Genomic DNA, 25,875 nt, shown 5'->3' with positions numbered 1-25,875 from the left:
GTTCCCGGGTCAAACCACGCCGCGGCTCTTCGCCAGGAAATCGAGCAACAGGCGGCTCACCTCGGCCGGCTGTTCCTGCTGCACCCAGTGACCGGCGCCGTCGACGAGGTGGCAGCCGAGCAGCTGCGTGCAGGTCCGCGCCTGCATGGCCTCGAGCACGCCGGGACGCTGGTAGGTGCCCCAATCCTGCTTGCCTGAGATGAAGCAGGAGGGCACGTCGATGGTGCGGCCGGCCAGCAATTGGAGCTGGCTGTTGAAGGCACCCGATGTGCCGCAGCGATACCATTGCAGGCCGCCCTGGAATCCGGTTCGGCCATATTCGGCGCTGTAGTAGGCGAGCTCGCGGTCGGGCAGCCATTGATTGGCGGCGATCGCGGCCGGCGAGGGCATCTCCTTTGCGACCGTCTCGGCCATGGTCTCGTTCAGGTCCATCACATAATAGGTCGGCAGCTTCGCAAGCTCGTTCGCCGACCAGGACTTCAGCGGATACGGCTTGTTGTCGGTCCAGTCCGCGCTCTTGTGATGATAGTAGGCGCGCAGGAAATCATGCACGCCCTGCGGCGCACGGTGGATGTCGGCGTTGGCCGGGCGTGTCGCATAGTACCATTGATAATGCTTGCGCGGACGCGGCAAGGCGGCGAGCTCGCGATGCACGGGGTCTTCGGCCGGTGGCTTTGCCGGCGCGTCGACCGTGTTGAACGGCAGCGGCGGCGCCCCGCCGAACGGCGCGCTCATCATCGCCACCGAACGAAACACGTCGGGTCGCATCAGCGCGCACCAGGCCGCGACAGGGCTGCCGAAATCATGTCCGACCACATCGACCTGCCTGTAGCCGAACGCCGACACCAGCCCGAGCGCATCCCGCACCAGGTTGAAGAGCGAAAACGGCGCGAGGTCGCCGTCGTACTCCGCGCTCCATCCCGTCGTCCGGCCATAGCCGCGCTGGTCCGGCGCGATCACGTGATAGCCGGCCGCGCTCAGCGCCGGCATCACCTTGCGCCAGGAGAAGGCGAGCTCGGGAAAGCCGTGCAGCAGCAGGATGCAGGGTCGCCCCTTGGTCTCGAAGCCGGCCTCCAGCACATGCATGCGCAGGCCGTTGATATCGTCGACATAGCGTGAGCGGATGCCGGCGGGGAGCGGGATGTTGGGAAGCGTTGTCATTGGTGTTTCCTCGTCATGGCCGGGCTTGTCCCGGCCATCCACGTTCTTCGTTACGGTTGATTGTAAGAACGTGGATGCCCGGGACAAGCCCGGGCATGACGGAAAGGAAGGCCGCGTTAAACCGCCGCGCAGACGAAGCCGCTGCCCTTGCGCCGGATCTTCCCCACCGAGGGCGACGGGAAATGCGCGGTGCAGCACAGCGTGTCGGTGTCGCAATAGCGTTCCAGGAAGCTGCGGCGCGTCGTTGCCGCCCTGGCTTGATCGAGGTCGAACTTGACCGACAGCTCCGGATAGAGCGACTGCAACGGCGAGTGCATGAGGTCGCCGGAGAACACGGCGTCGTCCTTGCCGTGGCCCATCGTGATGGCGATATGGCCCGGCGTGTGGCCCGGCGTCGGCAGGATGCGGACGTGATCGCCGATCTGGTGATCGTTGCCGACGAGCTCGTGGCGTTTGGCCTCGACCACCGGCAGCACGCTGTCGGCGAAGGGCGGCACCTCCGCCTTCGCGTTCTGCTCGCTCCAGTGATCGAACTCCTGCTTGGCGAAGACGTAGCGCGCCTTCGGGAAGGTCGGCACCCAGCGGCCATTCTCCAGCCGCGTGTTCCAGCCGACGTGATCGACATGCAGATGCGTGCACATCACGAAGTCGATGTCGCCGACCGAGAAACCTGCGGCGGCGAGACCGCGCATATAGGCATCATCAGTCTTCATGTTCCATTTCGGCCGCTGCGGCCGCGGCTTGTCGTTGCCGATGCAGCTGTCGACCAGAATGGTGTGGTGCGGCGTCTTGATCACATAGGACTGGAAGCACAGCATCAATGTGTCGCTGTCATCCAGGGCTTTCGCCTCCCTCATCCACGCCCGGTTCTCGGCCAGCAGCTCCGGCGTCAGCCCCGGCAACATCTCCAGTGCCGGGACGAACGAGGTTTCCTGCTCGACGATGCGATGGATGGTGAGATCGCCGACAGCGTATTTCAGGCTCATGCTCGCTTCCTTGCACTCAGCGTGCGTCACGCACGGACGGAATGACGATGTTGGAGAGGACGTCGATTGCGGCCAGCCCTTCCTTCGGCTGGCCGTATTGGGCAGCGGTGGTCATCATGACGAGATCAAGCTCGGGCACGATGAAAATGCGTTGTCCGCCCCAGCCGAAGGCGCCAACCCATTTGATTTCTCTGCCGCTGGCCAGCGAGCGACCCATCCACCATTGATAGCCATAGAACAGCGTGCCGCCGAAATAGCCGATCGCCTGGAAGCGCGGTGCGATCGATTCTGCAATCCATTCGGCGGAGACGATTTGTTGGCCGTTCCACCGGCCGCGATCGAGCACGAGCTGGCCGAGCTTGGCGGCATCTCGCGGACGCAAACGCAGGCCGGCGGCCGCAGCGATCTTGCCGTTCTTCGGGTAGGCCTTCCACTCGAAATCGGTGATTCCGATCGGCTGGAACAGCACCTCGCGCGCAAACGCCTCCAGCGGCTTGCCCGAGACGCGTTCGAGGATGTTGCCGAGCAGTTCAGTCCCGCCGCCATTATAGGTCCAGAGCACATCCGGCGGCGCTGCGACCGGCCTTGCGAGCACATAGCCGATCGGATCGACCTCAAAGCCGAGATGCGGCTCGTCGTTGTTCGGATCGGTCCAGCCCCGCGCCTCGTCCCATTTCATTCCCGAGGACATCGTCAGCAGATGGCGCAGCGTGATGACCTCCCAGCCCGTCTGCTTCACCGCCCGATGGTCGGGAAAGAATTTCAGCACAGGCTCGTCGACGCCTTCGATCAGCTGGCGATCGATCGCGATGCCGACGAGCAGCGAAACGACGCTCTTCGATGCCGAGCGCATGTCGTGCCTCGTCGTCGCGGTGAATTCGCGCTGCCCTTCCGGTTGTCCCCAGGGTTGGTCGTAGCCGGCGAAGTATTGCTCGAAGACGAGCTTGCCGTGGCGCGCGACGACAACCGAATGGACCGAAGTCGCGCGTTGCCCGAGTCGTGCAGCGATGCCGCAGAGTTGCGCGCCGTCCATGCCGACGCTGTCGGGCGACGCAGTCGTCCAGCCGTCGTCGGCTGACGATGGCGGTTCGCAGGCGAGGGTTCGCTGTCCAGGCACCATGCCGTCGGCTTGCACGGAAGTGGTTGAGACGGTCAACGCGAGCATGAGGCTCGCGCCGAGAATGCAGAGGCGGGGGAAGCGATCGCGCATCATCCTTCTCCCCGCCGTCGCGATACTACGCCGCTGGCGGCACCGAGATTTTCACCGAGGGCCGTTCCAGCATCTTCTGGTGGAAGGCGTCGAGCTTCGGATAGGCCTTGCGCCAGCCGCAATCGGCGAAGCGGAAGTCGGCATAGCCGAGCACGCAGACGAGGCCGATCTGCGAGATGTCGAACGGGCCGTTCAGCACTTCGGGCATATTCTCGAAGCGCGCCATGCCGGTCCAGGCCCGATTCCAATGGTCGTCCGACCACGCCTGCCATTGCAGGCCCTGCGGCCGCACCATCTTCTCGTAGCGGCAAAGCAGCATGGAATCGAGCATGCCGTTGATCAGGGCATGATTGGTCTTGGCCTTCCAGCGCCGCGGACCGTAGTCCGGGATCAGACTGCCGCCGGCCATCTCGTTGAGATATTCGACGATGACGTAGGAGTCCAAAATAACATCGCCATCATTGGTGATCAGCACCGGCAGCTTTTTCAGCGGCGTGATCTTCGAATAGTCCTCGTTGGCCGTGCCCGGCGCGACGGCTGCCGGGGTGAACTCGATCTTGTCGATCAGCCCGAGCTCGATCGCGGCGATGCGCACCTTGCGGGCGAAGGGCGAGGCGGGGGAGAAGGTGAGCTTCATGGCGAGTATCCAAAAAATGAAAGTTTTGCTTCGTCATTGCGAGGAGCGAAGCGACGAAGCAATCCAGGCTGTCTCCGCCGGAAGATCTCTGGATTGCTTCGCTTCGCTCGCAATGACGATGTGGCAGTAGTGAGGGCCGCGGCTTACGCCGCGACGATCTCCTGGCGCTGCTCGCCAAGGCCCTCGATGCCAAGCGTGATGACGTCGCCGACATTGAGGAAGGTCGGCGGCTTCATGCCGAGGCCGACGCCGGGCGGCGTGCCGGTCGTGATGATGTCGCCCGGCAGCAGCGTCATGAACTGCGAGACATAGGAGATGCACTTGGCCATCGAGAAGATCATGGTCTTGGTCGAGCCGGTCTGACGGCGCTGACCGTTGACGTCGAGCCACATCGGCAGGTTCTGCACGTCCTTGATCTCGTCCTTGGTGGCGAGCCAGGGGCCGAGCGGGCCGAACGTGTCGTGCGACTTGCCCTTGGTCCACTGACCCAGGCGCTCGATCTGGAAAGCGCGCTCGGAGACGTCGTTGCAGACGCAGTAACCGGCGACGTGGTTGAGCGCGTCGGCTTCCGAGACGTATTTTGCGCGCGTGCCGATGATCGCGGCGATCTCGACCTCCCAGTCGAGCTTGGTCGAGCCGCGCGGCTTTTCGACGGCATCGTTCGGCCCGGACAGCGAGGTGTTGGCCTTCATGAAAATGATCGGCTCGCTCGGGATCTCCGCGCCGGTCTCTTTGGCGTGGTCGCTGTAGTTGAGGCCGATCGCCACGAATTTCGACATGCCGGTGACGGGGGCGCCGAACCGCGGCTTGCCGGAGACGGCGGGTAGCGAGGCCGGATCGAGCGCCGCTAGCTTCTTCAGGCTTTCGGGCGAATAGGCCTCGCCGGTCAGGTCCTTCACATGCGCCGACAGGTCCCGCAACTGGCCGGATCTGTCGATCAGGCCGGGCTTTTCCGCACCCTTCTCGCCATAACGAACAAGCTTCATTCTCGTTTCTCCCTGGACTGGACCGATCGGTTGAACAGCTTCATGGAACAGGGCGGCGGGAAATTCAACCGCTCAAAGAGGGCGCATTGCAGCCCTCTCAATTCGGGAGGTTCGTCGGGGGCACCAGACTAGGCCAGCGCCTCGAACCTGAATGCGTCCCCGTCCCGCTTGATGTGCCCGGCCGAAAAATGCCCGCCGATCACCAGCGTCGGGGTATCGGCAAACCGGCCGAACAATTCGCGCCGCGTCGCGGCAGATTGGCTCTGATCGGAATCCGCGGTCGAGGACCAGCCGAGATGCGCCATCTGGCAGGGATGATGGGCGACGTCGCCCGTCAGCAGTCCCTGCTCGCCGTCCGACTGGATCAGAACGCTCGTATGCCCGGGGCTGTGGCCGGGGGTCGGAATCATGCTGATCTCGTCGCTGAGCCGGTGGTCGCTCGGGATCAACTCGGCCCGCTCGGCATCGACGATCGGCTTCACGGAATCACCAAACACGGCCCGCTTGTCCGGCTCGGTGGAATGGTCGCGCCAATGCTCATACTCCGTCTTGCCGAAGACATAGCGCGCGTTGGGGAAGGTCGGCACCCATTTGCCGTCGACCCATTTCGTGTTCCAGCCGACATGATCGACATGAAGATGCGTGCACAGCACGGTGTCGATACTCTCGGGCGGAAAGCCCGCCGCAATCATCGTCTCCAGGAACGGCGTGGTGCGATTGTTCCAGGTCGGGACGTTGCGGCCCTGCTTGTCGTTGCCAAGGCCGGTATCGACCACGATGCGGCGCGAAGGCGTCTCCACCACCAGCGAATGGATCGACATTTTCAGCCGGCCTTCTTCCGTGGCGAAATGCGGGATCAGCCAAGGCAGCTTCTGGATTTCTGCATTGCTCGCCAAGGGCAGAATGAAGCGGGTCGAGCCGACCGTCTCCAATTCCACGATCTTGCTGATTTTGACCCTGCCGACCTTCCACTGCATCCGGCGCATCCTCATGTTCTTGCTTTGGTGGGGAACATGCGCAGTTTCGCCGTCAGGCGCAATGGATCATCTGACGCGGTGCGGCGTTATCGCGGGAACCCAGGGAAAGACAAAGGGCCAGCCATGCCAGAGCTTGCGATTTCCGCGGAGAAGGTCGCCTTCATCATCGAAAAGGCGCGTGAATTCGACGTCAAGCAGGCGGATTCCGATCCGGATTCCGGCTCGAATGCGACGGATGACGATGCGGTCGACGTCCTCGAGGATGACGGCTCCGATCCGGTGGTCAACGAACTCGGAAGTTTCATCGTGGCCATGAACGAGGACGAGCAGATCGATCTCGTCGCGCTGACCTGGCTCGGCCGCGGCGATGGCACGATCGACGATTGGGACGATTTGCGCGCACGCGCGGTGGAGGCGCGCGCCGAGTATCGCAGTCCCCGGCGCGAAACGGCGCATTATCTGCTCGGTGAGCCGATGCTGGGCGATCTGCTCGCCGACGGGCTCGACGAATTCGGCGTCGACTGGACCGACGGAAACCCAGTCGCCGATTCATCCAGTCCGAGCCAGCGAGACGAAGACGAGCCCACCAAGCAACAGCGGTGATCCCGGCCGATATCAGCGCACGCAGTCAACGACCACGGTGCCGAGCTTGTCGCCTTTCTCGACGGCGACATGGGCTTGCGCCGTCTCCGACAGCGCAAACTGCGCCGCGACATTGTGGATTCGCCGCCCCGCTGCCAGCCATTTCGAGATGTCGGCCTGCGCCGCCGCAAGCAGCGCCGGCGGTAGCGCGAACAAGACGAGCGAGCGGAGCGTGATGCACTTCTCCATCAGCTCGCGCATCGGCACGGTCGGCGTGCGGTTGCCGTTGGTGGCGTAGACCGCGATTGTCGAATTCATGGCCATCAACTTCAGCGTCGTCGCAATGTTGCCGCCGAAATCGACATCGACCAAGTGGTCGACCCCGCGTCCGTCGGTGAAGGCCATCGCCTTGGCAACGACATCTTCGTCCCTGTAATTGACCACGAGATCGGCACCGGCCTGTCGCGCCTGCTCGCCTTTCATCGCCGAGCTGACGGTCGCGATTACCTGCGCGCCGCCCCATTTCGCGAGTTGCACGGCGTAATGCCCGACTGCACCCGCGCCGCCGGTGACCAGCACCGACTTGCCGACGATCGGCCCGTCCGCAAATAGCGAGCACCACGCGGTCATAGCGGGAATGCCCAGCGTCGCGCCTTCCGCAAAAGAGAGGTTGTCCGGCAGCGGCGTCACCAGATGCTCGGCAAGCGCGATATGTTCGGCCGCGGTGCCGAAGGCGCGGCCGTTGCGCTGGCCGTTGAATAGCCAAACCCTGTCGCCGATCTTGAACCGCGTCGCGCCATCGCCGGTCTGGTCGATAAACCCCGCGCCATCGCTGTTCGGAATGACGCGCGAAAATTCCTTCTCGCGATAGTTGCCCCCGCGCCGGCCGACATCGGCCGGATTGACGCCGGAGGCTTCCAGGCGAATGCGAACTTCGCCTGGACCTGCGACCGGCGTCGCCAGCTCACCATAGGTGAGGACGTCCGCCGCCGGTCCTGTCTCCTCGTACCAGACCGCCCTCACAGCGTTCCCGGGAAGGCACCACCGTCGAGCAGAAGGTTCTGCCCGGTGATGAAGCCGGCCCTGCTGCCGCACAGGAAGGCGCAGGCGTAGCCGAACTCGTCGGGATCGCCGAAGCGGCCTGCGGGATTGAGCTTGGCGCGCTCGGCCAGAACCTGGTCCGGCGTGATGCCGCGCTTCTCGGATTCGCCCTTCGCGGTGCTGCGCAGGCGGTCGGTCTCGAACGGGCCCGGCAGCAGGCCGTTGATGGTGACGTTGTTGATCACGGTCTTGCGCGACAGGCCGGCGATGAAGCCGGTGAGGCCGGCGCGCGCGCCGTTGGAGAGACCGAGGATGTCGATCGGCGCCTTCACCGCGGCCGAGGTGATGTTGACGATGCGGCCGAACTTGCGCGCCATCATGCCGTCCACGGTCGACTTGATCAGCTCGATCGGGGTCAGCATGTTGGCGTCGATCGCCTTGATCCAGTCGTCGCGGGTCCAGTTGCGGAAATCGCCGGGCGGCGGTCCGCCGGCATTGTTGATCAGGATATCCGGCTCGGGGCAGGCCTTCAACACCGCCTCGCGGCCCGCCGGCGTCGTGATGTCGCCGACGATCTCGGTAACGGTCACATCAGGATAGGCCTTGCGGATGTCGTCGGCCGTCTTCTTCAGGGCTTCGGCGCCGCGCGCGGTCAGCGTGACGTGTACGCCGGCCTCGGCCAGCGAGATGGCGCAGGCGCGTCCAAGGCCTTTGCTGGATGCGCAGACGATGGCGCGGCGACCTTTGATCCCAAGATCCACTGTTTCACTCCCGTAATGTCAGGTAGGTTTTTAAGAAGCTGCTATTCTAGCCAACCTTGGCGCCGCTGATAAGGGATTGGCTCGCATCAAAATGCATGCGCGCTTGCCCGGCGATGCAAATGCGCCTCATCAGATGCGCCGCTCCTGCTTGAGGCGGTCGATCGCGGAGGCCGCCTCCGGCGGCAGCGACTTGAAGCCCATCTGGCCGACCGTCGAGAACAGCGGCCGCAGATGCGAGCCGGCGAGAAACGGCGGCTGGCGGTTGGCCGGCACGATCTGGTCGAACACCAGCACCAAGGTGGTGGCGACGAGGCCGACCCTGATGGCGCCGAGCGCTGCGCCCCCGAGCCGGTCGCCGATGCCGGCCTGCCGTATCGTGTCGCTCAGCGCCAGCCGGCCGAGATGTCCAAACAGCATGCCGACCACCACGAAGATGCCGAAGAACCAGATCCAGTTCTGCAGCAGCGGCGCATTCGGATTGCCCGCGATTTGCGGGACGATCAGCGGCATCAGCGCGACGGCGATGGGGGCGGCGAGGAGATAGGCCAGGATCGTCATGGCGCTGCCGAGCAGGCCGGTCCTGAAACCGAAGCCGATCGCGATGGCGAACGCCGCATAGACGGCGAGATCGAAACTGTTCATGCGCGGGAGCCTGCCATGGAACGAGTGAACGCAGAACCGATCATTCCGGTTTCAGATCGTTAAAATCGTCTGTATTGATGGCCCCAAAGCCCAATAAAGCGTCAAGGAAAGCGTCATGTCAGGCCTATTCGATGTCAGTCAGGAAACCATCCTCGTCACAGGCGCGAGCCAGGGGCTGGGGCGGCAATTTGCCCGGGTGCTGGCGGCACATGGCGCGGCCGTCGCGCTCGCGGCGCGGCAGACCGACAAGCTGAAGAGCCTGGAAGACGAGATCCGCGGCAAAGGCGGCCGTGCCGCCGCCGTCGCGCTCGACGTCACCGACACCGCATCGATCGCCAGGGCCGTCGATGCCACGGAAGCCGCGCTCGGCCCGGTCACGGTGCTGATCAACAATGCCGGCATCGCGATCGAAAAGCTCGCGACCGAGCAGACCGAGGCCGATTGGGACGCGGTGATCGGCGCCAATCTCAAGGGCGCCTATTTCCTCGCGACCGAGATCGCGCGCCGCATGATCGCGCGCAAGCAGGAAGGCAACATCGTCAACATCGCCTCCGTGCTCGGCACCGGCGTGCTGAAGGCGTTGTCGCCCTACGCGATCTCCAAGGCCGGCATCATCCAGGCGACCAAGGCGATGGCGCTGGAGCTTGCGGGGCAGAACATCCGCGTCAACGCGCTGGCGCCCGGCTACATCGACACCGAGATGAACCACGCGTTCTGGTCGACGCCGCCGGGCGAGCGCCTGACCAAGCGCATTCCCCAGCGCCGCATCGGCGCCGAGTCCGATCTCGACGGCGCGATCCTGCTGCTGGCCTCGAACGCCTCGCGGTACATGACGGGCAGTGTGGTGACGGTGGACGGCGGGTTCTTGCTGAATTGAGAAGCTGCTGTCGTCCCGGCCTAGTGCGCAATTGCGCACGGGGGCCGGGACCCATACGCCGAGTGTGAGTTATTAGCGCGAGCTGGTCACCACCTATCTTCGCCAAACCAAACTCGGTGGTTATGGGTCCCGGCCTTCGCCGGGACGACGAGGTAGAGTCACCGCATCTCGCCCCTGATCATATCCGCCGCCTTCTCCCCGATCATGATGGTCGGCGCGTTGGTGTTGCCGCCGATCAGTGTCGGCATGATCGAAGCGTCGACGACGCGCAGACCTTCGACGCCGTGCACCTTCAGCGCCGGATCGACCACGGCCATCGCGTCGGCGCCCATCTTGCAGGTGCCGACGGGGTGATAGACGGTGTCGACACGCGCGCGCAGGATGGCGCGGATATCGTCATCCGTTCTCACATCGGACGTGAACATGTCCTTCTTCTGCAACGCGCGCATCGCGGGCGTCTCCATCAGCCGCCGCGTGGTCTTGAAGCCCGCGACCATCGTCTCGAGATCCTCAGCCTCGCCCAAGAAATTCGGATCGATCATCGGCGCTGCCAGCGGATCGGCGCTTTTCAGCCAGACGCTGCCACGGCTCTTCGGCCGCAACAGGCAGACGTGGCACGAGAAGCCCGCCTCCTTGTGCTTCTTGCGGCCGTGATCGTCGAGCATCGCGATGATGAAGTGCAGCTGGATGTCGGGCACATCGAGATCGGCTCGGGTCTTCAGGAAGCCGCCACACTCGGCGAAATTGGTGGTCATCAGTCCGCGCCGGTCCCGGCGATATCGCTGGATGGCGCGGAGCAGGGCTGGCAGCCGACCGAGCGACGAGTGGACGAAGTGCGGATAGTCGGAGGCGTAGACGAACACGAAATCCGGATGATCCTGCAGATTGCGTCCGACGCCCGGCAAATGACGCACGACGCCGATACCGTGCGCGGCAAGCGCCTCGCCGTCGCCGATGCCCGAAAGCATCAATAGCTGCGGTGACTGGAAGGCGCCGGAGGCGAGGATCACCTCGCGCCGCGCGCGCAGCTGCTTTGTCTGCCTGCCCTGGAGATATTCGATGCCGACCGCGCGCCCGCCTTCGAACAGGATGCGCGTGGCATGCGCCTGCGTCTCGACACGCAGATTGTCGCGCTTGTCCATGTGGGGATGCAGATAGGCGCGCGCCGCGCTCCAGCGCTCGCCATTGTGCTGCGTCACCTGGTAGCTGCCGAGCCCTTCGTGGTCGTCTTCGTTGAAGTCCTCGCGGATGCGGAACTGCGCCTCGCGCGCGGCCTGATGGAAGATTTCATGGATTGGATTGTCCGAGCGCAGCCTGTTGACATGCAGCGGGCCGCCCTTGCCATGATACGCGCCGTCGAAATCGGCGTTGTTCTCCGAGCGCTTGAAATAGGGCAGCACGTCCGCGTACGACCAGCCGGCATTGCCGAGCGAGGCCCAGTGGTCGTAGTCCCATTTGTTGCCGCGGATGTAGACCATGGCATTGATCGCCGAGGACCCGCCGAGCCCCTTACCGCGCGGTTGATAGCCGATACGGCCGTTCAATCCCTTCTGCGGCACGGTATCGAAGCCCCAGTTCGCGGCCTTGTATGGCAAGGCGAGCCCGAACGGCGTGGTGATGCGCCAATTGTCGTTCCGACCGCCGGCATCGAGCAGCGCCACGGATGTCCCCGCATCCTCCGACAGCCGCCCCGCCACCGCGCAGCCGCCGGAGCCCGCGCCCACGACGACGAAATCGAATGTGTCAGTCACTGATGTTTCCCCCTGCATTCTTCTTCTCGTCATTGCGAGCGCAGCGAAGCAATCCAGACTGTCACCGCGGAGGGATTCTGGATTGCTTCGCTGCGCTCGCAATGACGGGTGTTGAAACCTACGACATGAACCGCATCATCTTCTCCAGCCGCGCGATCTTGCCGCCATAGGGCGGGTAGAGGTCGGCGAGGCGGTTGAACTTCGAGCGATAGAACACCGGCTTCAGCTTGCTGAACGTGCGAAAGCCCCATTCGCCGTGATAGGCGCCGGTGCCGGACGCGCCGACGCCGCCCATCGGCTGGTTGATTTGCGCGAAGTGGAACAGGCAGTCGTTGATGGTGACGCCGCCGGAGATGGTGCGCGCCAGCACCTCGTCGCGCGCAACGCGGTCCTTGCCGAACCAGTACAGCGCCAGCGGCCGGTCGCGGGCGTTGACGAAGGCGATGGCGTCGGCCGGTTCGCGATAGCCGAGCACCGGCAGCACCGGTCCGAAAATCTCCTCCTGCATCACCGTCATCGCCTCGGTCGCGCCCATGATCAGCGTCGGCGGGAATTTGCGGTGCGCCTTCCAGTTCGGATCGTCCGCCTTCGCCGGCTGCAGGATCTTTGCGCCGCGACGTGCCGCATCCGCGACGAGATTTTCCAGCCGGGCATAATGCCGGTCGGAGATCACGGAGGTGTAGTCCTTGTTGGCGGGGTCGGTGCCGAACATGCGCCGCATCTGCGCGCGGACTTTTTCGGCAAAGGCCTGCAGCGCGCGCTCGGGCACCAGCACATAATCCGGCGCGATGCAGGTCTGCCCGGCATTGAGCAGCTTGCCGTAGGCGATGCGCTCGGCGGCCTCTTCGAGGTCGGCCGAGGCGTCGATGATAACAGGCGACTTGCCGCCGAGCTCGAGCGTGACCGGCGTCAGATTGCGCCCCGCGGCCTCCGCCACCAGCCGCCCCACCCGGGTCGAGCCGGTGAACACCAGATGATCGAACGGCAGCGATGAGAAGGCTTTTGCGACCTCGTCCTCAATGCCAGTGACGAGCACTTCCGCAGCGTCGAACCGCGCGGCGACCGTCTCCTTCAGCAGGCTTGCGAAATGGGCGACGTGCTCGCTCGGCTTGATGATGACGCGGTTGCCGGCGGCGAGTGCGCCGATGGCGGGCGCGAGCGTCAGCTGCAGCGGATAATTCCACGGCGCGATGATGCCGACGACGCCGAGCGGCTGCGGCAGCAGCCGGTTGCGCGCGGGCAGGAATTGCAGCGCCGTCGAAACGCGCTGCGGCGCCATCCAGCTCTTGAGGTGTTTCGTGGCATGACGGATCTCGGAGAACACCATCATGGTCTCGGCGATATTGGTCTCGACCACGCAGCGGTGGCCGAAATCCGCCGAGATCGCCTGCCGGAAGCGCACCTCGTTGTCGGCGACGACGGCGCGCAGCCGCGCCAGCCGGTCGAGCCGCTCGGCAAGGCCAGGCGCCGGCTCGGCCCGCGACCGCGCGACCATGGCATGGCAGGCGTCTTCGAGAGCCCGAAGCGGGGCGCTCGTCGGGGGGCGATCGGAGGGGCCGTCCAAGGCGTGGTCCATGGCGTTCTCCCCCCTTTTAAGTGGCGTTTCCGCCTGGTTTTGTTGCCGCAAGCTGGCCCCTTGTGGAACTTCTGGCAAGGGCGGGCCAAACAGGCCGCAAATTCGTCCACCGCGCTGTCATAAAGTCGAAAAAAACGTCCCCGCAGCCCTTTCCAAAGCCACCCCGGGTTGGTACATACCGCCCGCACCCAACGGGCTTTGCCCGGGGTTGCCTTCCAAGGAAGCCTTCGGGACGGACGAAGCAAGCCACGCGAACAGCGCCGGCCCTTCATTCACCGTCCCCGGCACTTTCACGAAGGCAAAGCAACGGTTAACGCGGGGTGGAGCAGCCCGGTAGCTCGTCAGGCTCATAACCTGAAGGTCATAGGTTCAAATCCTATCCCCGCAACCAAATATGATGCTGTAACAGCAGCAGAAAACCAGAAAGCCGCTCTTTCGAGCGGCTTTTTGTTTGCCTAGAATCGCCACCGAGTCGCCACGGCGCCCTCATGCCGTACCGCCCGTTCGAATCCCACTCTCTCCGCCATGTCTGAGACGTAACTTACTGATAATGCTAGGTTTAATGTCTGATCGGAAATGTTCTCCCCACCGTGTTCCCCACTTCAGCGCCGCGAATTTATCTGAGAATAAGACGAAGGTGCGCCGTTTCGACTCGGTTTATGAGCTTACGTTCGATCAGCCATGGCGAAAGAACCCACTGCGAAAGAGTGCATCGATTATCTAGTAGGGCGGCGTTTTCCGCTCTCGTTTAGCCTCAAGATTCCGCCGTCTATCAGCCGGGGCAGTGGGCTCCCGCCCGCCACACGCGAGTTACGAACCGCAGTCGAGACGTTCACCCAAGAGCTAGTCTCCCTTACGCCTAACGCCCTTCTTGCGCGATGGAACGAGGAGAAGGGCCAGCAGTTGGAGGAATTGCGGGTGAAAGCGGAACAGGAAGAGCGCGGGCGGTTCTTCAACCAGCCCCACGCAAACGCCGATTTCGACCACTGGTCCAAGGCTGCGCACTGGACGCTAGACGAGGCAATTGCGCTTTCGTTCGGAAAGGCCCCCGAGTTGGTCAGGTGGGAAAATCTCCGTACCCTGACCGCTGTAGGATCGCCATTTGTGATCCAGTACGCGCGTCGGCGCGACCTCGCGTCCAGGGCCAAAACCTGGCAGCAGCTTTTTGACCCGGTCCTGCCAGGAATCTTCCTTGCGTGGGCAAAACGATCCGATATCGATTTGCCTGCGCGGCTGGTCGAAGCCGTGAAAAGACGCGGCGTGCAGGTCGCGGACTGGAGAGGCTTGTACGAACAAGCGATGGCCAGCTTGGAGCGCGCAAGCAAGGCGCACGACCTCCAGATTTCAGATTGGAGACGGTTATGCGATCTAGCCAATGAGACTCTGGAAGCTACGCGAGCTCAAGCGATCGAGATGGTGGAAGAAAAAAATCGCATGATCGCGGCCCTTCAAGAACGTGTGGCGTCGGCCGGCATACCTGACGCTTCTGTTGGAGCGCCAGCCGATGCCGGTAAGTCACTAAGCACTAAAGAACGCGAAACCTTGCTCAAGATGGTCATTGGCATGGCGCGAGATACATACAATTACGATCCGAAATTAGGACGTAGCAGCGTTCCACAGGAAATAGCTGACGATTTAACCAAACACGGCATTTCTTTAGACGTGGACACAGTCCGGAAGTGGCTCAAGCAGGCTGCGGAATTTTTGCCGGGCGAGTAATTGTCCGCTAGCAACACGCCGCACTGCGGGCAGCCGTGAGCAATTTGCTAAGCCGTCGCGGGTGGTTTTAATACGGGATCGTCTTTTAGAAACTCGACCGCTGGTACATAGGCACCCATATGGAAAGTCTCTGCGGTAGGTCCAATTTCAAGATGAATTGGTCCTTTAGAGCCCGTGCGGGTGATGGTCCACAATCCTAACAAGGCCATTGTAACGTACCGAGGATAGAGAGCCTTGGGTTTGCAGGTAACTTTCAGCAGAAAGGCTTGCTTCAGCCTGTCCTGGTGCGGATACGGATGCCCGCCACCTTCCAACCTGTACCCCATCAACCTTTCATGGATGCGGACGCAGGCCAAATCGGTCACGTCATCGACGTAGTTGTAGTCTGAATCATTCATGCGCGGAATGCATTTTGTCGCGTTTAGTTGCCCGAGGTAGTGCGCTAGCCCCCAGGTCAGAGCTAGTTGCCTCATACTAACAGCTCGCAAATCAAGGGCAGCAAAATCACGCCTCCTCGGATCAACGTCGCGTTTCCACCAAGGCCCCCGCTTATCACCTGTCTCAAGGACGCCTGTCGGAGTCACTGTAGAATGGTTCTCTTTGAGAAACATCAGTGTATTGGTAGCCTTCTGGGTCAACTGCTCAAGAATCTTCGGTTGTCCAAAATGGGTGTTGGCGACTGCAATCAATTCAAACACTTGATCAGCCTTCATTTTTCCAAGGTCGATCCACTTAGGAAACTTAGAGGGAAAATCCATCGGACACCTCGCGTAGGGCAAAAAGCCCTTCGAATGTTAGGTATCCAAACATACTGCAATAACCTGAAAAGCGCTGCAACCGCAGGTTATCGCGCCTCTAGGAAAGCAGACGATCTTCTATAGCTTTCTCCTGACCCGACACGTCCTCGATGTCGGATCGTGGAGGTTACGATGACAAAAATGAGCGCTGACGTCGCCTTGTTACAACGTCCTTACATCCAACTCGCGAACGATCAGGCGAACTTTCGCCACTTCCCTGCCGACGCAGAGATGCCGAGGCAAGGACTCTTCTCGAAAGTCGCTAACGGATGCTGCAAGTTCACCAATGATGGCCGCGTGGGCGTCATTGGCCTTCTCAACGAATGCGGCGGCCGCAAGATGGTGAAGATCGAGTCGTATGCTGCAGGTCGGCAGATTGCGACGCGCTACTTTCACTTGGAACGTGCAGAATATCGGGACATTCGCGCGTTGGGTGATCTTGAATTCATCGATGAAGAATCAGATTGGGACTCGTCAGTGCAAGGCGACGATGGGTCCAACTTTGTGCAGTTGACCCACACGACCCTGGGCGACGGTCAAGTCCTTTGGGAGGCTCACAATCAAAATCTTCGCTACTATAACGCGGTGGAAGTGACGGTCTATCGGAGTGGTCGCCGCGAGGGAACTGGCTACGCGGCAATCATTCCTGGCGGGTCGCGACGTTTTTACGCGTTTCTTCCCGGCGAAAGCGGCTTTTGCTTTCTTCAGTCGGCTCGCTTGGACCCTTCCTAAGGAATTCTCGCATTCACTTCCGTCCCAACTTAGAGCTGGCGGCCTGAAGTGACCGCCAGCTAGCACATCAAGGAGCAAGTCATGAAAGAACTCGTTACGCTTGTAGCCATCGGGCTTGCCGGATGGGGCTTCTGGAGCTTCCGGAACTCTAAAATTGCCGAGGGCGAACGCTACGCTGAATCCTGCGCCGCTAAGGGGGGCACAGTGATAATCAAGCCAACTTGGAGCGGAGCAGGCGCAGCCGCGAACGGGATGTTTGGGACCCTTCGCTATTGCGACACGAAAGCAAAGTCCGCGGGTTAACGTGCGAGCTATTGATAAGTTGAGAGCCTGCTCGTGAGGCCGTTTTTTTGCCGGCTGATCCTCGTCGGCGCGCATGATGGTCAGCACGCGGTGAGTATCCTAGGTGTGATCGCACCCGAATCGCCGCGCCCGGTGCTCCATCAGGCCCCCGCATCCAACGCGTCGTTCACAGCAGGCATCGAGCGTAGGCGAATTCGCCTTGCAGGGACCGAATTCGGTTTGCCTCTAACCGAATTCGGCCAGGCGCTATTCGAGGCGGCGAGCAAGCTGAGCTACGAGGGCATCGTCTCCAAGCGGGTTGATGCGCCGTACCGGTCGGAGCGGGTTGAGGCCTGGCAGAAGATCAAGACGGTGCAGCGCGAAAAATTCCCCGTTGTTGGTTTCGTCAAAGACCCGTCCGGCCTTGCCGCGCTCTACCTCGGCAAGCAGGAGGGCCAAGAGCTGCGCTATATGGGCAAGGTCGGGACGGGCTGGAGCCGTACGAAATCGGCGGAAATCCGCAAAGCTCTCGATACCGTCGTCAGCCCGAAGCAGAAGCTCACCAAGCCGATCAAGAAGCCGAAGGCGACATGGGTCGAGCCAAAGTTCTACGCCGACATCGAATACCGGGACATCACCTCTGAAGGCCTGCTGCGGGCCAGCTCTTTCAAGAGACTCAGCAAAGGAACGCGGCGTTCCTGATGGCGTTTTCTCCACGAGTGAGTGGAGTACCGGGATGCCGGATCGCGTAACCCAAGCGGTAAAAGAAGCCCAAACCATCCTGGCTCGCTATGTCGAGCCCGGCCCGCGGGACTGCCAGAGCACGATCAATGACCTGCTGGCCGTTCTCGACGATGAACGGCTTGTACAGGCGGTGGAGGAGCAAGATGAGCGACAATCTCGCCAAACGGGATCAGCGCGACCGTAGTAAAATCAACATGCATGAGGACTTCGAGGTCAAATACTGGACGAAGGCGCTTGGTGTCTCCTGAGACGAGCTGCAGAAGGCTGTCGACAAGGTAGGCAATTCGGCCGCCGCCGTTCGCAAAGAATTGGCGGCGTAGCCGAGGCGCGCGGTATGCTTGCGATCTTTGGAGCAAGGCCCGCGCGCTTTTTCATGCCATGACCAATCCCAACTGTCCCATCTGCTTCGGCATCGGCTTTGTCTGCGAGAACCATCCGGACCGGGCCTGGAGCGAAGAGCTTGGCTGTCAGTGTGGTGCCGGTGATCCGTGCGCCTGCAACAGCTCGCCGGATATTGACGCGGGAATCGAAGAGCCTGACGCAAGCCAGATTATTTCCGATCCGATCGGAAAGAAGCGTCATCGACGGGCCGCCGAATTCGGCCCAGGATTCCTCCATGCAGACAATTCATGCCACGAAGCGGCGCCGGGTTGGCCGCCCGCTGATGTAGGGTGAGCATACCGTTCCTGTTCGTGTGCCAGCGAAACTCCTGGGTGAAGTTAAAGCGATGGTCCGCAAGGCCTCGCGCAAGCGTCCTCTGTACGTTGTGGGTAAATCAACCAAAGCGCTTTGATTGAGCCGCAATTACGTGCTCGGCTTGGACTTGGGAACGACACTCGGCGTTAGCAGGGTGTCTCTTGATGGAGGTCTCGATGCCCAGGCACTTCGGTTTGAAGGCAACATCGGAAGTCGCACGGTTGGCGTTCACGGGGCCGTCCAGCGCTTCGCTGGACCGGACTGCCTCGGCGTCTCCATCGAAGAGCCATTCTCTGAACAGTTCTCCAGTGTCGAAGCGCTCTTCCCAATGCTCGGAGCTGCCGTACTCGCCTGCGAGCTGGCGGGGCTCCGTTGGTCGGCGGTCCATTTCCGCAAACTGAAGCTGCACGCCATCGGCAAAGGCAACGCCAAAAAACCCGATATGCAAGCGGGCGCGAAAGCGCGCTGGGGGAAGGACCTCGGGGAGGATGAAGCGACGCGGCTTGGGCTGGCGCTTTCGCGTTGGACCTTAATCTATTCGGTTAGCAGTCAACAAAAGCCCCAGCCCCAGGGGAAGGGCTGAGGCCTCGGGAGGGTCCTCGCGCTGTCTGGACGCGGTGACTGAACAGAAAACCTAAGTCGCGATCTGGCGTTCCTAAAAAGGACCGGGGCCACTGACTTTCATCAGCGGCCCCCCGGGTCTCTTCAAAAATTACGAAATGAAAAGGGATTGCCAGCCCCGGTCTCATTATCCTCGCTCCAATATTTCCATTAGGCAATCTCATTTTGGCGTTCCCGAAATGGAACCATCTACTCAGCTTTGCTCGCCTAGGACGCGGCGGGTGCTCTGATCAGCGAGGCGTGGTCGGTGCAACGACAAGCGCCGCTCCGCCCCGATCATGGGCACCAGAAAACTGCGTCATTTCCCTGCTGGCCCAAACCGGATCAGCCGGGCGGGCCTGGCGATGTATGGCCCGCGGGGGAAGGTCGCCACGCTCAATCTAAATCGACGAGATATGCTAGCACCAAGTCTTCTGTCTGAGTTTTGTCAGCTGCGTTTCGATAGATGACAATCTCGGCTTCGTCAGCTCTGCGAACTGTCAACTTGGCGGTCGAGGAGCAAAGAGGGAGGCCGTTCGATGTAATTGTGGTCAAGTCATCACGAACCCAGTCCTCTTTGCACAACTCGAAGGCTTCCCGGAAATTCTTCGCCTCGAACGCGAATGTAGCTTTGCCGTCAACGTCCATCGCGAACACCGACCCCGAGAAAACAGTCATAGGCACTCACTTTTCATCAGTATCGGACAAGCGGCCGCGCCACGAGCGTTTTGCTTGGCTTCACATTTGCTCACGGCCGCATTTCGCGAGGTGTGTAGGTAGTGTAACCGGCATCGACCCGCAAGCAACGACCGGTCGTGGCTAGCTTTGCATCTAAGTCCTTGCAACCAGTTCGAACGGCCAATGACTAAGTGACGTGATGGCCGAGGTCGCTGAGGTCCGCTTGTGGAGGCGGTTCAGTACACTCCCACCGATGGTTGCCCAGCGTGGGTGCTCGGTCTAGGCTGGTGCTATTGCTCAAGCGAGGAGACGGACGTGGCGACAGGTACTGTGAAGTGGTTCAACTCGACCAAAGGCTTTGGGTTTATTCAGCCAGACAACGGCGGCAAGGATGTTTTCGTGCACATTTCCGCTGTCGAAAAAGCGGGACTGAGCACTCTCAACGAGGGTGCGAAGGTGAGCTACGAGGAAATGAGCAACCGCGGCAAAACGTCGGCCGAAAACTTGAGGGTTGGCTAGCGATAACATGCCCGCCGGTTCACGCTGGCGGGCCTATTGGCTTCAAGGCAAGTGGGCCCCGATGAGCGCGGCGTCGTTACCGGCGCTTTCGAGAGCCGCCGGATAATCGCTTCTGGCGCGCCAGCGAAGTCCAGATCGCTGACGTGCCGTCCCGCGCCGAGCCGTAGAATCGCAAACGAACGTCGGCCGCTTTCAGCCGCCAGAAGCAAAAAACGCCGCCGGCTTGAATGAAGCGCAAGCGGCGGATAGCCAGCCCCGGCGGGAAATGTAAAACTCGATAGCACTGTGTCAGCACAAAGCGTGCCCGGATGGGTAGTGGGTCCGGGCTGGAACTTCAGGCCGGTGCGGCGCATACTCTGAGGATGCCTGATAAATCTAAATTCTATCCCAAAACCAAAGGCGGCCGCTGGACCGTGCGGATTTTCACGGGGCGCGGCCCGGATTCCCATGTTGGCGATTTCGCGACCGAAGAAGAGGCCAAGCACTGGATTTCGACCAAATCAAAGGACTGGGAAGCCGCATATGATGCTGCGGATAAATCCAAATGACCCCAAAGCAACCGACGAAAATCGCGCTGGTCATCAACCTGAAAACCGCCAAGGCGCTCGACCTCAGACTGCCACCAACGCTGATTTCTCGTGCCGACGAGGTGATCGAATGAGCGCGGCCGCTTCCGCTTGCCCCTAGCTGACCTTAGCTCAGCGTGCCGCGACGTCTGGTTTGGGGAGGCAAGCTGAAGCGCGCAATGCGAGCTGCCAAGGCAGCTTTTGACCTGTGTTCGAGCGCGCGCAATAATTTAAGTTAGCGACGCGCTATCGACGTCGGCTGCATGATGGGGCGTCGATTGATTCGGGCTCAAAATGACACAGCAGAAAACGGAAGACGCTGATGCTAATCGTCGACGGCTTGTCGACGAGGCCCGTGCCGCGCGAGAGCAGGCGCGGGCGCTTTCAGACGAAGCCGCAATGGCCGTCTACGAGCTGCGCCGGTCAATACTGGAGAGCGCTGGCGCGCGAGTCGAGACAAGGGCCCAGCGCGAGGACCGGTCGGTCGGAATGGCGGAGGTTCGGCAGGTCGTGCGGGAATATATCGATCATCAACGTTCGCTGCTGCGCGGCCGATGGGATAGGTGAGTTTCACGATCTCTTTGAAGGGATCGGCTTATGTCTATGCTTGACCATACGCTTAGTTCGGACGTGACGGCGCGCCTGGTGGCCGTGATCACGGAGATGGGACGCAGTCATTGGTTTTCCAGGGACGACAAGGCCCGCGTCAAGCATAAACTTCAGCTTATTAGTTTTAGGGGCCTACGAGCGCCGGGTTCGGCAGTAGCACTCGCAATCCCGAAAAGAAGGCTGTTTAGCTCTCGCTCAGGAATGCAGAGCGTATCGGCCAAACGGGATAGCGAAATGCCTTGGCGCCACAAGTCCGTTAGAATCTTGCTCCAAACCTGCGACGTCTCCTTTGGCATCGGACGCGGTTCAACATCGCGCCCCAATTTGCCTAGCCCGATGCAATATCCGCGATAGTGCCAGTCAGAAATTTTTCCCATTTTATGAAGGGTATATGCGAGGGCCGCTGCTGAGACGCCCCAACGCTGCTTTTTGCTGAGAACGTCCTCCAAAGATCGAACGACACGAATTTCTGCGATCACATCTTCAGCCGGCATCAGAAATGCCGACGCAAATTCATCGGCTTCGATCTCAGCCCTTGGATGCGAAGAACCTGTGTGCCTGTGCAGAATTAGATGGCCTAACTCATGAGCCGCGTCGAAGCGGCTGCGCTCCGCAGTCTTAAGCGTGTTCAGGAATATGTAGGGCTTGTCGTTTCTCCAGAGAGAGTAGGCGTCAAGATGACGCGTTTCCTCAACCAGCGAAAAGACTCGCAAACCACGCGATTCCAAGAGATTGAGCATATTTCCGATTGGGCGCGTTCCGATCCCCCATTGCGTACGCAAATACATGGCGGCTTGCGCAGGCTGTTCGTGCCGCGCCGGTACGAGCGCATGAGTCGGCAATTCGTACTGGCTTGCAACCCAGTCATCGAATTCAAAAGCCAAAGCTCCGGCCGCCATCGCCGCGTTGCGAGCCCCGGCTGTCAGGGAGCGCAAAGACCTAAAACTCACGCCAGCCGGGCTCGGGTATTCCGGCGAGCCCTTCTCAAAGAAAGTTTCCGGATAGCCAGAAATCTCTAGCAAGCGCTCACGGCAGGCCTCAGGAAGATCGGATTCTCCGCTTTCAAAGCGTTGCAGAGCTTTCCGATCAACGCCAAGCTGTTCCGCGAATCCTATTTTCGTCAGTCCAAGCCGAAGGCGGACCAACTCAACACGCTCAGGATTGAACATTCCTATTCCGCTTGATAGCGATGTCGATGATTTCGGTTGGTCCGCCGCGATCGATTTTCGCTCCAACGGGAAACGAAGCATCTTCCGAGCCATCCAGAAGCATCACGCGCGTTTCAAAGCGCTTGTATTGGCCCGAGGAAAAAACCTTCGGGCGAGCTAGTTCCGCACGAAGTCCAATATGCAAATCAAAATAGGTGCCGAGCACAAATGTGGTGTACCCGCCTTGGCCGTCATCGGTTTCTGTCGGGTCGATAAGACCGGGAATCCAGGGCGTGCCGTTGCAACGAACTTTCTTGTTTGATGCAGACCCTTTTTCAGCGCGGTTCGTCGGGTTGACTAACGGGTTACCCGCGTACTCGTCGAAATTACAGGGAATTACGCGAGCTTTGAGAAAGGGATTGCTGATACCCGGCTGGTTGTCGGTGTCGTCCGGCTTCCATCGGGGCCCGCAAAAGATTTCACGCAAGCCGCGCGCCACCTTCGCATTCATAAGTATGAGTTCGAAGCCCCTGGGATCATTTGCGGTGCAAAGCGCCCGTTCGCGGTCCCCGTAGCGGGCAGCTTCAATCAGGCCGTCAAAATTCAGTTCCCATTCGTTGAGAAACGGAACTATCTCCATCTGCGCCTGTCCCATATTTCCTCATCAAATGATGCAGAAAAATGGGACAAACATCAAGCGCTCATTTGCCCGCGCCTTGCCGCCCATGCGCCACGGCGGCGGCGTTCTTGCCGTCCTCGGTGGGATATCCTCAATCTCGCCAGTGGCGATCTTGGCGATCATGATGGCGCTGCAGATAGCATCGGCGGGCCCTTTTGGCCCTTTTGGCCCTTTGGTCCTCTTGGGCTTAGCAGGTGCCTACTTTGGTTGCACCGACTCCACAATATGTGAGACGGTCGCGTGCCTGCACGTTGGTTATGTCTAGAGGGAGTCAATACGAAGCGCGACGGCGTGCCAGTATTGAGGCCGACCAACGGGGTCGTGGATGGCTGCAACCGGAAACGAAATCCAACCCCAGTAGGTAGAAAGGAGGGTTTACCCTGACTCTGGCTGAAACAGTCATTATCTGTCTGATGGTGCTCCACATCTCGATCGAGATGGTCGGCATGCTGAAGAAGTAAGGTGACGGGCGTAACAGCATCTGCCGATCAGATGGCTGACGCTTCCCAAAAACTAGTGAAGCCTCAGGAGCTGCAACCCCTGAGGCTTCTAGAAATCCGAGATCGGAAGGTTTCCGTCCGGCTGAAACAGCTTTTTATATAGTCGATACCCTAACGAATGTCACTAGGACATAGTTTCAACTAGTCCCGATTCGGTCCCTTTTAGCTATGCCCCCAGAATGACTAAACAGGCAAGAGCGGTACCGGAAGGCGCAGCAAAAGGTTGATGACGCCTTCACGCGGCACCATCTTTGAACGATGCGACAGAGCTACCGGACCTTGGCTGACAGCGAACGAGCGCTGCGCTCGGCGCGCCTCGCGGCGGCCTTGGACAAATTGGGCTGCGGAAATTCAAACTCAGACACTACCCGCCCCTGGTGAGAACCATAGTCGGACTCGCCGGACTTGCTATTGCTCATCCACAAACAACGATCGTTCGCTAAGAGGGGCGGCCGATACCGGGCGCTAATCGTCTTCCCATTCCAGGATGCACCGCACAATCATGCCGAGGTTACCCATCCAGCATCGCTGGTGGCGAGCCCAACGGAGCTCAGTGAGCTGTCTTGTAGGACGTGCGCATTCAAATTTATTGCATTTTGCCAAGCACCCCTGACAAAATGGTCGGCATAAAGCGGGTCGGCGGTGGTCGTGAATTTCCAGGTATCCCTTTTGAAGGTACTTGCTAGCTACCCCAATGGGCTGGCTACGCTCACGGATATCAAACGCGACCTCGCATTTTTGGCAACGAGCGGCGCTGATTGGGCAAGCTACAGCAAGCGGCTGGGTGCTACGCTCCCGACATTAGACGTCTTCTCGTTAGGCTTTGTGCAAAGATATTCGTTCGCCTGGCGGTTGACGGCAAAGGGCGCAGCCGCACTCGAACTGATGGAACAGAACGTGAGAGCTCCCGTCGCTAATGTCGAAGCAGAAGCGGCAACGTCGGATATCTTGCTGGAAAAGTGTGCGCCACCTGTAGGGTCCGCTGAAAAGCGTGATCAGCCGAGTAGCTCACCAATTGATCGGCGCGCGCTGTTCACGATCATCGACGGCGGTCGAAGCCAGGCTGCTTAAAAGTCACAAACGGCATGCCGCGTGCGGCGCGACGGCGACTGGTCTCAGAGGGCGCTGCCCGCATCCGCGCGAGGACGTTGCTAGCTGACGTCCGGAATGACAGAAATCGCCCGCCTTTGTAAATCAAGCTCAGCAACAAGAACAATGGCAACCAACGCAGGATGCCCAACGTCGCCTCTCAATAAAGCTTCATCACTGGCCAGGAGCAGCCACGGTCACCGTCTCTTCCATGATCTTCGCCACGCTACCATCTCGGATCACGATTGCGGTATAGTAGCCGTGTAGCGGTTGGTTGCCGAGCTTGGCCTGCCACTCGCCAGCATTGAACACGAAGTTGCCGAAAGACCGCGACACGTTGCGCTCTACCGAGTAGTCGTGCAGGTCCAAGTTGACGACATCCTGCAGATTACGGCGAATTGCTTCTCGGCCTACGAACATACCGCTCGGCGTCACCCTAATGGCGTCGTCAGTGAACGCTGCAGCCATGGCATCGACGTCTTTGCGATTGTATGCCTCGGAAAAATTCTTCTGCAGGTCGGCATATTGATCGTCGCTAGCCTGCTGAGCGGCAGCAACATAGCAAGCCGACATGAATAAGAATGCGGCAACTACGACCGTACGCATCATCGGGTTCGCCTTCATCAGGACGATGCGGGGGTCAGAACCACTCGCCCGGCATGTACTTGTCGGCAACAATAATGCTCACCGACATGAGCAAGCCGGCAAAACAGAATAGCGATACCGAAAAGAACGTCTCGAGGTCAGCAATCGCTCCGACCGACGTCTTGGAAAAAATACGGGTAGCCAATGCCGCCATGTTACCCTCCAATTGTTCTATGGCGAATGAGCCAAACTCGCGCTTCAGCCCATCACGGCGCCGGAGTTCAGCGCCTATTCTACAGCATCCATCCGCAGCATCTCGTCCAGGCGAGCCTGGCAGTACTGTTCATAGAGTGCGTTGATGATCGTCCACATGACGTGAGGTCCCCTATCGACCTGATCAAGCGTAGGGCCGGTCTGTTTCAGGATCGCTTCGTGGGACCTGTCATATGGTTTCGAGCTGACGGCCTTCGCGCATCGAGGCTGCTGTTCCAACCAGGACACAGAGCCAAGCAAGGCCTGAGGGCCGGCTTTGACACAATGCCGCCCCCAAAGATATTCGGCTAGGCGGCATTGTGCTTTTTGGAAATAGCCACGTTCAAGACAGATCGGCGAGGCTGGTAGAGACGCTCTATGCGGTCACTTGGGCAGGAAGCTTGAAGTGATCGGCTTGAAGGCTTCCTGCGCAAAGGTCCTGTAAAGCTCGCCGATCTTGGTCGCTTCGGCGAAGAACATTTCTTGTGCGGAT

At 60.6% G+C, this 25,875-nt stretch carries 29 protein-coding genes, 1 tRNA gene and 1 pseudogene; 13 read left to right on the top strand and 18 right to left on the bottom strand.

Annotated elements, in window-relative coordinates:
* Positions 1-9 precede the first annotated feature (9 nt).
* The 6 genes from AC0L3J_RS30210 to AC0L3J_RS30185 form a co-directional block, all read right to left on the bottom strand.
* Positions 10-1,161 (bottom strand): alpha/beta hydrolase, encoded by a 1,152-nt coding sequence (locus AC0L3J_RS30210; RefSeq protein WP_473349454.1) that lies wholly within the window; start codon positions 1,159-1,161, stop codon positions 10-12.
* A 116-nt stretch (positions 1,162-1,277) separates the two neighbouring features.
* The gene (locus AC0L3J_RS30205; protein ID WP_473349453.1) at positions 1,278-2,147 is read right to left on the bottom strand and encodes an MBL fold metallo-hydrolase; all 870 of its coding nucleotides are present in this window, start codon (positions 2,145-2,147) and stop codon (positions 1,278-1,280) included.
* A 16-nt stretch (positions 2,148-2,163) separates the two neighbouring features.
* Positions 2,164-3,360 (bottom strand): serine hydrolase domain-containing protein, encoded by a 1,197-nt coding sequence (locus AC0L3J_RS30200; RefSeq protein ID WP_473349452.1) that lies wholly within the window; start codon positions 3,358-3,360, stop codon positions 2,164-2,166.
* Positions 3,361-3,382: 22 nt separating this feature from the next.
* The gene (locus AC0L3J_RS30195; protein ID WP_007599593.1) at positions 3,383-3,994 is read right to left on the bottom strand and encodes a glutathione S-transferase family protein; all 612 of its coding nucleotides are present in this window, start codon (positions 3,992-3,994) and stop codon (positions 3,383-3,385) included.
* Positions 3,995-4,137: 143 nt separating this feature from the next.
* The gene (locus tag AC0L3J_RS30190; RefSeq protein ID WP_456766399.1) at positions 4,138-4,980 is read right to left on the bottom strand and encodes a fumarylacetoacetate hydrolase family protein; all 843 of its coding nucleotides are present in this window, start codon (positions 4,978-4,980) and stop codon (positions 4,138-4,140) included.
* A 128-nt stretch (positions 4,981-5,108) separates the two neighbouring features.
* Complete coding sequence (locus AC0L3J_RS30185; RefSeq protein WP_473349451.1) at positions 5,109-5,957, bottom strand: MBL fold metallo-hydrolase; 849 nt, start codon at positions 5,955-5,957, stop codon at positions 5,109-5,111.
* A gap of 123 nt (positions 5,958-6,080) precedes the next feature.
* On the opposite strand from AC0L3J_RS30185, the gene AC0L3J_RS30180 reads away from it, so the two are divergent.
* Complete coding sequence (locus AC0L3J_RS30180) at positions 6,081-6,560, top strand: DUF3775 domain-containing protein (RefSeq protein WP_027515358.1); 480 nt, start codon at positions 6,081-6,083, stop codon at positions 6,558-6,560.
* Between the two features lie 12 nt (positions 6,561-6,572).
* On the opposite strand, the gene AC0L3J_RS30175 is transcribed toward AC0L3J_RS30180, so the two are convergent.
* The 3 genes from AC0L3J_RS30175 to AC0L3J_RS30165 form a co-directional block, all read right to left on the bottom strand.
* Positions 6,573-7,562 (bottom strand): NADPH:quinone reductase, encoded by a 990-nt coding sequence (locus AC0L3J_RS30175; RefSeq protein ID WP_473349450.1) that lies wholly within the window; start codon positions 7,560-7,562, stop codon positions 6,573-6,575.
* A complete protein-coding gene (locus AC0L3J_RS30170) occupies positions 7,559-8,341 on the bottom strand; it encodes an SDR family oxidoreductase (RefSeq protein WP_027570121.1) in 783 nt (260 codons plus the stop codon). Before AC0L3J_RS30170 ends, AC0L3J_RS30175 begins: the two co-directional genes overlap by 4 nt.
* A 129-nt stretch (positions 8,342-8,470) precedes the next feature.
* The gene (locus AC0L3J_RS30165) at positions 8,471-8,983 is read right to left on the bottom strand and encodes a CvpA family protein (RefSeq protein ID WP_473349449.1); all 513 of its coding nucleotides are present in this window, start codon (positions 8,981-8,983) and stop codon (positions 8,471-8,473) included.
* A 115-nt stretch (positions 8,984-9,098) separates the two neighbouring features.
* Between AC0L3J_RS30165 and AC0L3J_RS30160 the strand changes: the two genes are divergently transcribed.
* Positions 9,099-9,860 carry an SDR family oxidoreductase gene (locus AC0L3J_RS30160; RefSeq protein WP_473349448.1) on the top strand — a complete coding sequence of 254 codons (762 nt, stop codon included), beginning with the start codon at positions 9,099-9,101 and terminating at the stop codon, positions 9,858-9,860.
* A gap of 158 nt (positions 9,861-10,018) precedes the next feature.
* Here AC0L3J_RS30160 and AC0L3J_RS30155 read toward each other — a convergent pair whose 3' ends face one another.
* Together AC0L3J_RS30155 and AC0L3J_RS30150 are read right to left on the bottom strand one after the other, a co-directional pair.
* Positions 10,019-11,611, bottom strand: coding sequence for a GMC family oxidoreductase (locus tag AC0L3J_RS30155; protein WP_473349447.1), 1,593 nt, complete (start codon positions 11,609-11,611; stop codon positions 10,019-10,021).
* Positions 11,612-11,729: 118 nt separating this feature from the next.
* Positions 11,730-13,187: a coniferyl aldehyde dehydrogenase gene (locus AC0L3J_RS30150; protein WP_473349446.1), complete on the bottom strand. Its 1,458-nt coding sequence runs from the start codon at positions 13,185-13,187 to the stop codon at positions 11,730-11,732.
* A gap of 314 nt (positions 13,188-13,501) precedes the next feature.
* Between AC0L3J_RS30150 and AC0L3J_RS30145 the strand changes: the two genes are divergently transcribed.
* Both AC0L3J_RS30145 and AC0L3J_RS30140 read left to right on the top strand, forming a co-directional pair.
* Positions 13,502-13,578 (top strand) — tRNA-Met (locus tag AC0L3J_RS30145).
* A gap of 290 nt (positions 13,579-13,868) precedes the next feature.
* Positions 13,869-14,906 carry a hypothetical protein gene (locus AC0L3J_RS30140; protein WP_473349445.1) on the top strand — a complete coding sequence of 346 codons (1,038 nt, stop codon included), beginning with the start codon at positions 13,869-13,871 and terminating at the stop codon, positions 14,904-14,906.
* Positions 14,907-14,953: 47 nt separating this feature from the next.
* Here AC0L3J_RS30140 and AC0L3J_RS30135 read toward each other — a convergent pair whose 3' ends face one another.
* On the bottom strand, positions 14,954-15,664 hold the full coding sequence (locus tag AC0L3J_RS30135; RefSeq protein ID WP_473349444.1) for a hypothetical protein: 711 nt from the start codon (positions 15,662-15,664) through the stop codon (positions 14,954-14,956).
* Positions 15,665-15,835: 171 nt separating this feature from the next.
* On the opposite strand from AC0L3J_RS30135, the gene AC0L3J_RS30130 reads away from it, so the two are divergent.
* The 5 genes and pseudogenes from AC0L3J_RS30130 to AC0L3J_RS30110 all read left to right on the top strand — a co-directional run bounded on the left by AC0L3J_RS30130 (position 15,836) and on the right by AC0L3J_RS30110 (position 18,740).
* Positions 15,836-16,435, top strand: a complete 600-nt coding sequence (locus tag AC0L3J_RS30130; protein WP_473349443.1) for a hypothetical protein — start codon at positions 15,836-15,838, stop codon at positions 16,433-16,435.
* A gap of 522 nt (positions 16,436-16,957) precedes the next feature.
* On the top strand, positions 16,958-17,419 hold the full coding sequence (locus tag AC0L3J_RS30125; RefSeq protein WP_473349442.1) for an ATP dependent DNA ligase: 462 nt from the start codon (positions 16,958-16,960) through the stop codon (positions 17,417-17,419).
* Between the two features lie 185 nt (positions 17,420-17,604).
* A pseudogene (locus AC0L3J_RS30120) lies at positions 17,605-17,781 on the top strand (DUF3606 domain-containing protein).
* A 58-nt stretch (positions 17,782-17,839) separates the two neighbouring features.
* Entirely contained in the window at positions 17,840-18,136 is a 297-nt protein-coding gene (locus AC0L3J_RS30115) for a hypothetical protein (protein ID WP_473349441.1), read from the top strand.
* A gap of 118 nt (positions 18,137-18,254) precedes the next feature.
* Complete coding sequence (locus AC0L3J_RS30110; RefSeq protein ID WP_473349440.1) at positions 18,255-18,740, top strand: hypothetical protein; 486 nt, start codon at positions 18,255-18,257, stop codon at positions 18,738-18,740.
* Between the two features lie 413 nt (positions 18,741-19,153).
* On the opposite strand, the gene AC0L3J_RS30105 is transcribed toward AC0L3J_RS30110, so the two are convergent.
* Positions 19,154-19,435, bottom strand: a complete 282-nt coding sequence (locus tag AC0L3J_RS30105; protein WP_247402243.1) for a hypothetical protein — start codon at positions 19,433-19,435, stop codon at positions 19,154-19,156.
* 315 nt (positions 19,436-19,750) lie between these two features.
* On the opposite strand from AC0L3J_RS30105, the gene AC0L3J_RS30100 reads away from it, so the two are divergent.
* The 3 genes from AC0L3J_RS30100 to AC0L3J_RS30090 all read left to right on the top strand — a co-directional run bounded on the left by AC0L3J_RS30100 (position 19,751) and on the right by AC0L3J_RS30090 (position 21,087).
* Positions 19,751-19,954 (top strand): cold-shock protein, encoded by a 204-nt coding sequence (locus AC0L3J_RS30100; RefSeq protein WP_247293967.1) that lies wholly within the window; start codon positions 19,751-19,753, stop codon positions 19,952-19,954.
* Between the two features lie 362 nt (positions 19,955-20,316).
* On the top strand, positions 20,317-20,502 hold the full coding sequence (locus AC0L3J_RS30095; protein WP_247402246.1) for a hypothetical protein: 186 nt from the start codon (positions 20,317-20,319) through the stop codon (positions 20,500-20,502).
* Between the two features lie 312 nt (positions 20,503-20,814).
* The gene (locus AC0L3J_RS30090) at positions 20,815-21,087 is read left to right on the top strand and encodes a hypothetical protein (RefSeq protein ID WP_473349439.1); all 273 of its coding nucleotides are present in this window, start codon (positions 20,815-20,817) and stop codon (positions 21,085-21,087) included.
* A 152-nt stretch (positions 21,088-21,239) separates the two neighbouring features.
* Here the strand turns inward: AC0L3J_RS30090 and AC0L3J_RS30085 are convergent, their stop codons facing one another.
* Genes AC0L3J_RS30085 through AC0L3J_RS30075 form a run of 3 tightly spaced genes read right to left on the bottom strand, consistent with a single transcriptional unit; the run spans position 21,240 to position 23,079 of the window.
* Positions 21,240-22,298: an ImmA/IrrE family metallo-endopeptidase gene (locus AC0L3J_RS30085; RefSeq protein ID WP_473349438.1), complete on the bottom strand. Its 1,059-nt coding sequence runs from the start codon at positions 22,296-22,298 to the stop codon at positions 21,240-21,242.
* Positions 22,285-22,932 (bottom strand): hypothetical protein, encoded by a 648-nt coding sequence (locus tag AC0L3J_RS30080; protein ID WP_473349437.1) that lies wholly within the window; start codon positions 22,930-22,932, stop codon positions 22,285-22,287. Before AC0L3J_RS30080 ends, AC0L3J_RS30085 begins: the two co-directional genes overlap by 14 nt.
* Positions 22,933-22,941: 9 nt before the next feature.
* Entirely contained in the window at positions 22,942-23,079 is a 138-nt protein-coding gene (locus tag AC0L3J_RS30075) for a hypothetical protein (protein ID WP_473349436.1), read from the bottom strand.
* A 1,025-nt stretch (positions 23,080-24,104) separates the two neighbouring features.
* Between AC0L3J_RS30075 and AC0L3J_RS30070 the strand changes: the two genes are divergently transcribed.
* Complete coding sequence (locus AC0L3J_RS30070) at positions 24,105-24,527, top strand: hypothetical protein (RefSeq protein ID WP_473349435.1); 423 nt, start codon at positions 24,105-24,107, stop codon at positions 24,525-24,527.
* 192 nt (positions 24,528-24,719) lie between these two features.
* Here AC0L3J_RS30070 and AC0L3J_RS30065 read toward each other — a convergent pair whose 3' ends face one another.
* Complete coding sequence (locus AC0L3J_RS30065; protein ID WP_473349434.1) at positions 24,720-25,154, bottom strand: nuclear transport factor 2 family protein; 435 nt, start codon at positions 25,152-25,154, stop codon at positions 24,720-24,722.
* Between the two features lie 31 nt (positions 25,155-25,185).
* Positions 25,186-25,344 carry a hypothetical protein gene (locus AC0L3J_RS30060; protein WP_473349433.1) on the bottom strand — a complete coding sequence of 53 codons (159 nt, stop codon included), beginning with the start codon at positions 25,342-25,344 and terminating at the stop codon, positions 25,186-25,188.
* Positions 25,345-25,875 lie beyond the last annotated feature (531 nt).

The sequence above is a fragment of the Bradyrhizobium sp. Kon37 genome (genome assembly GCF_055807535.1).
This window is presented reverse-complemented; position numbering and strand designations above follow the sequence as displayed.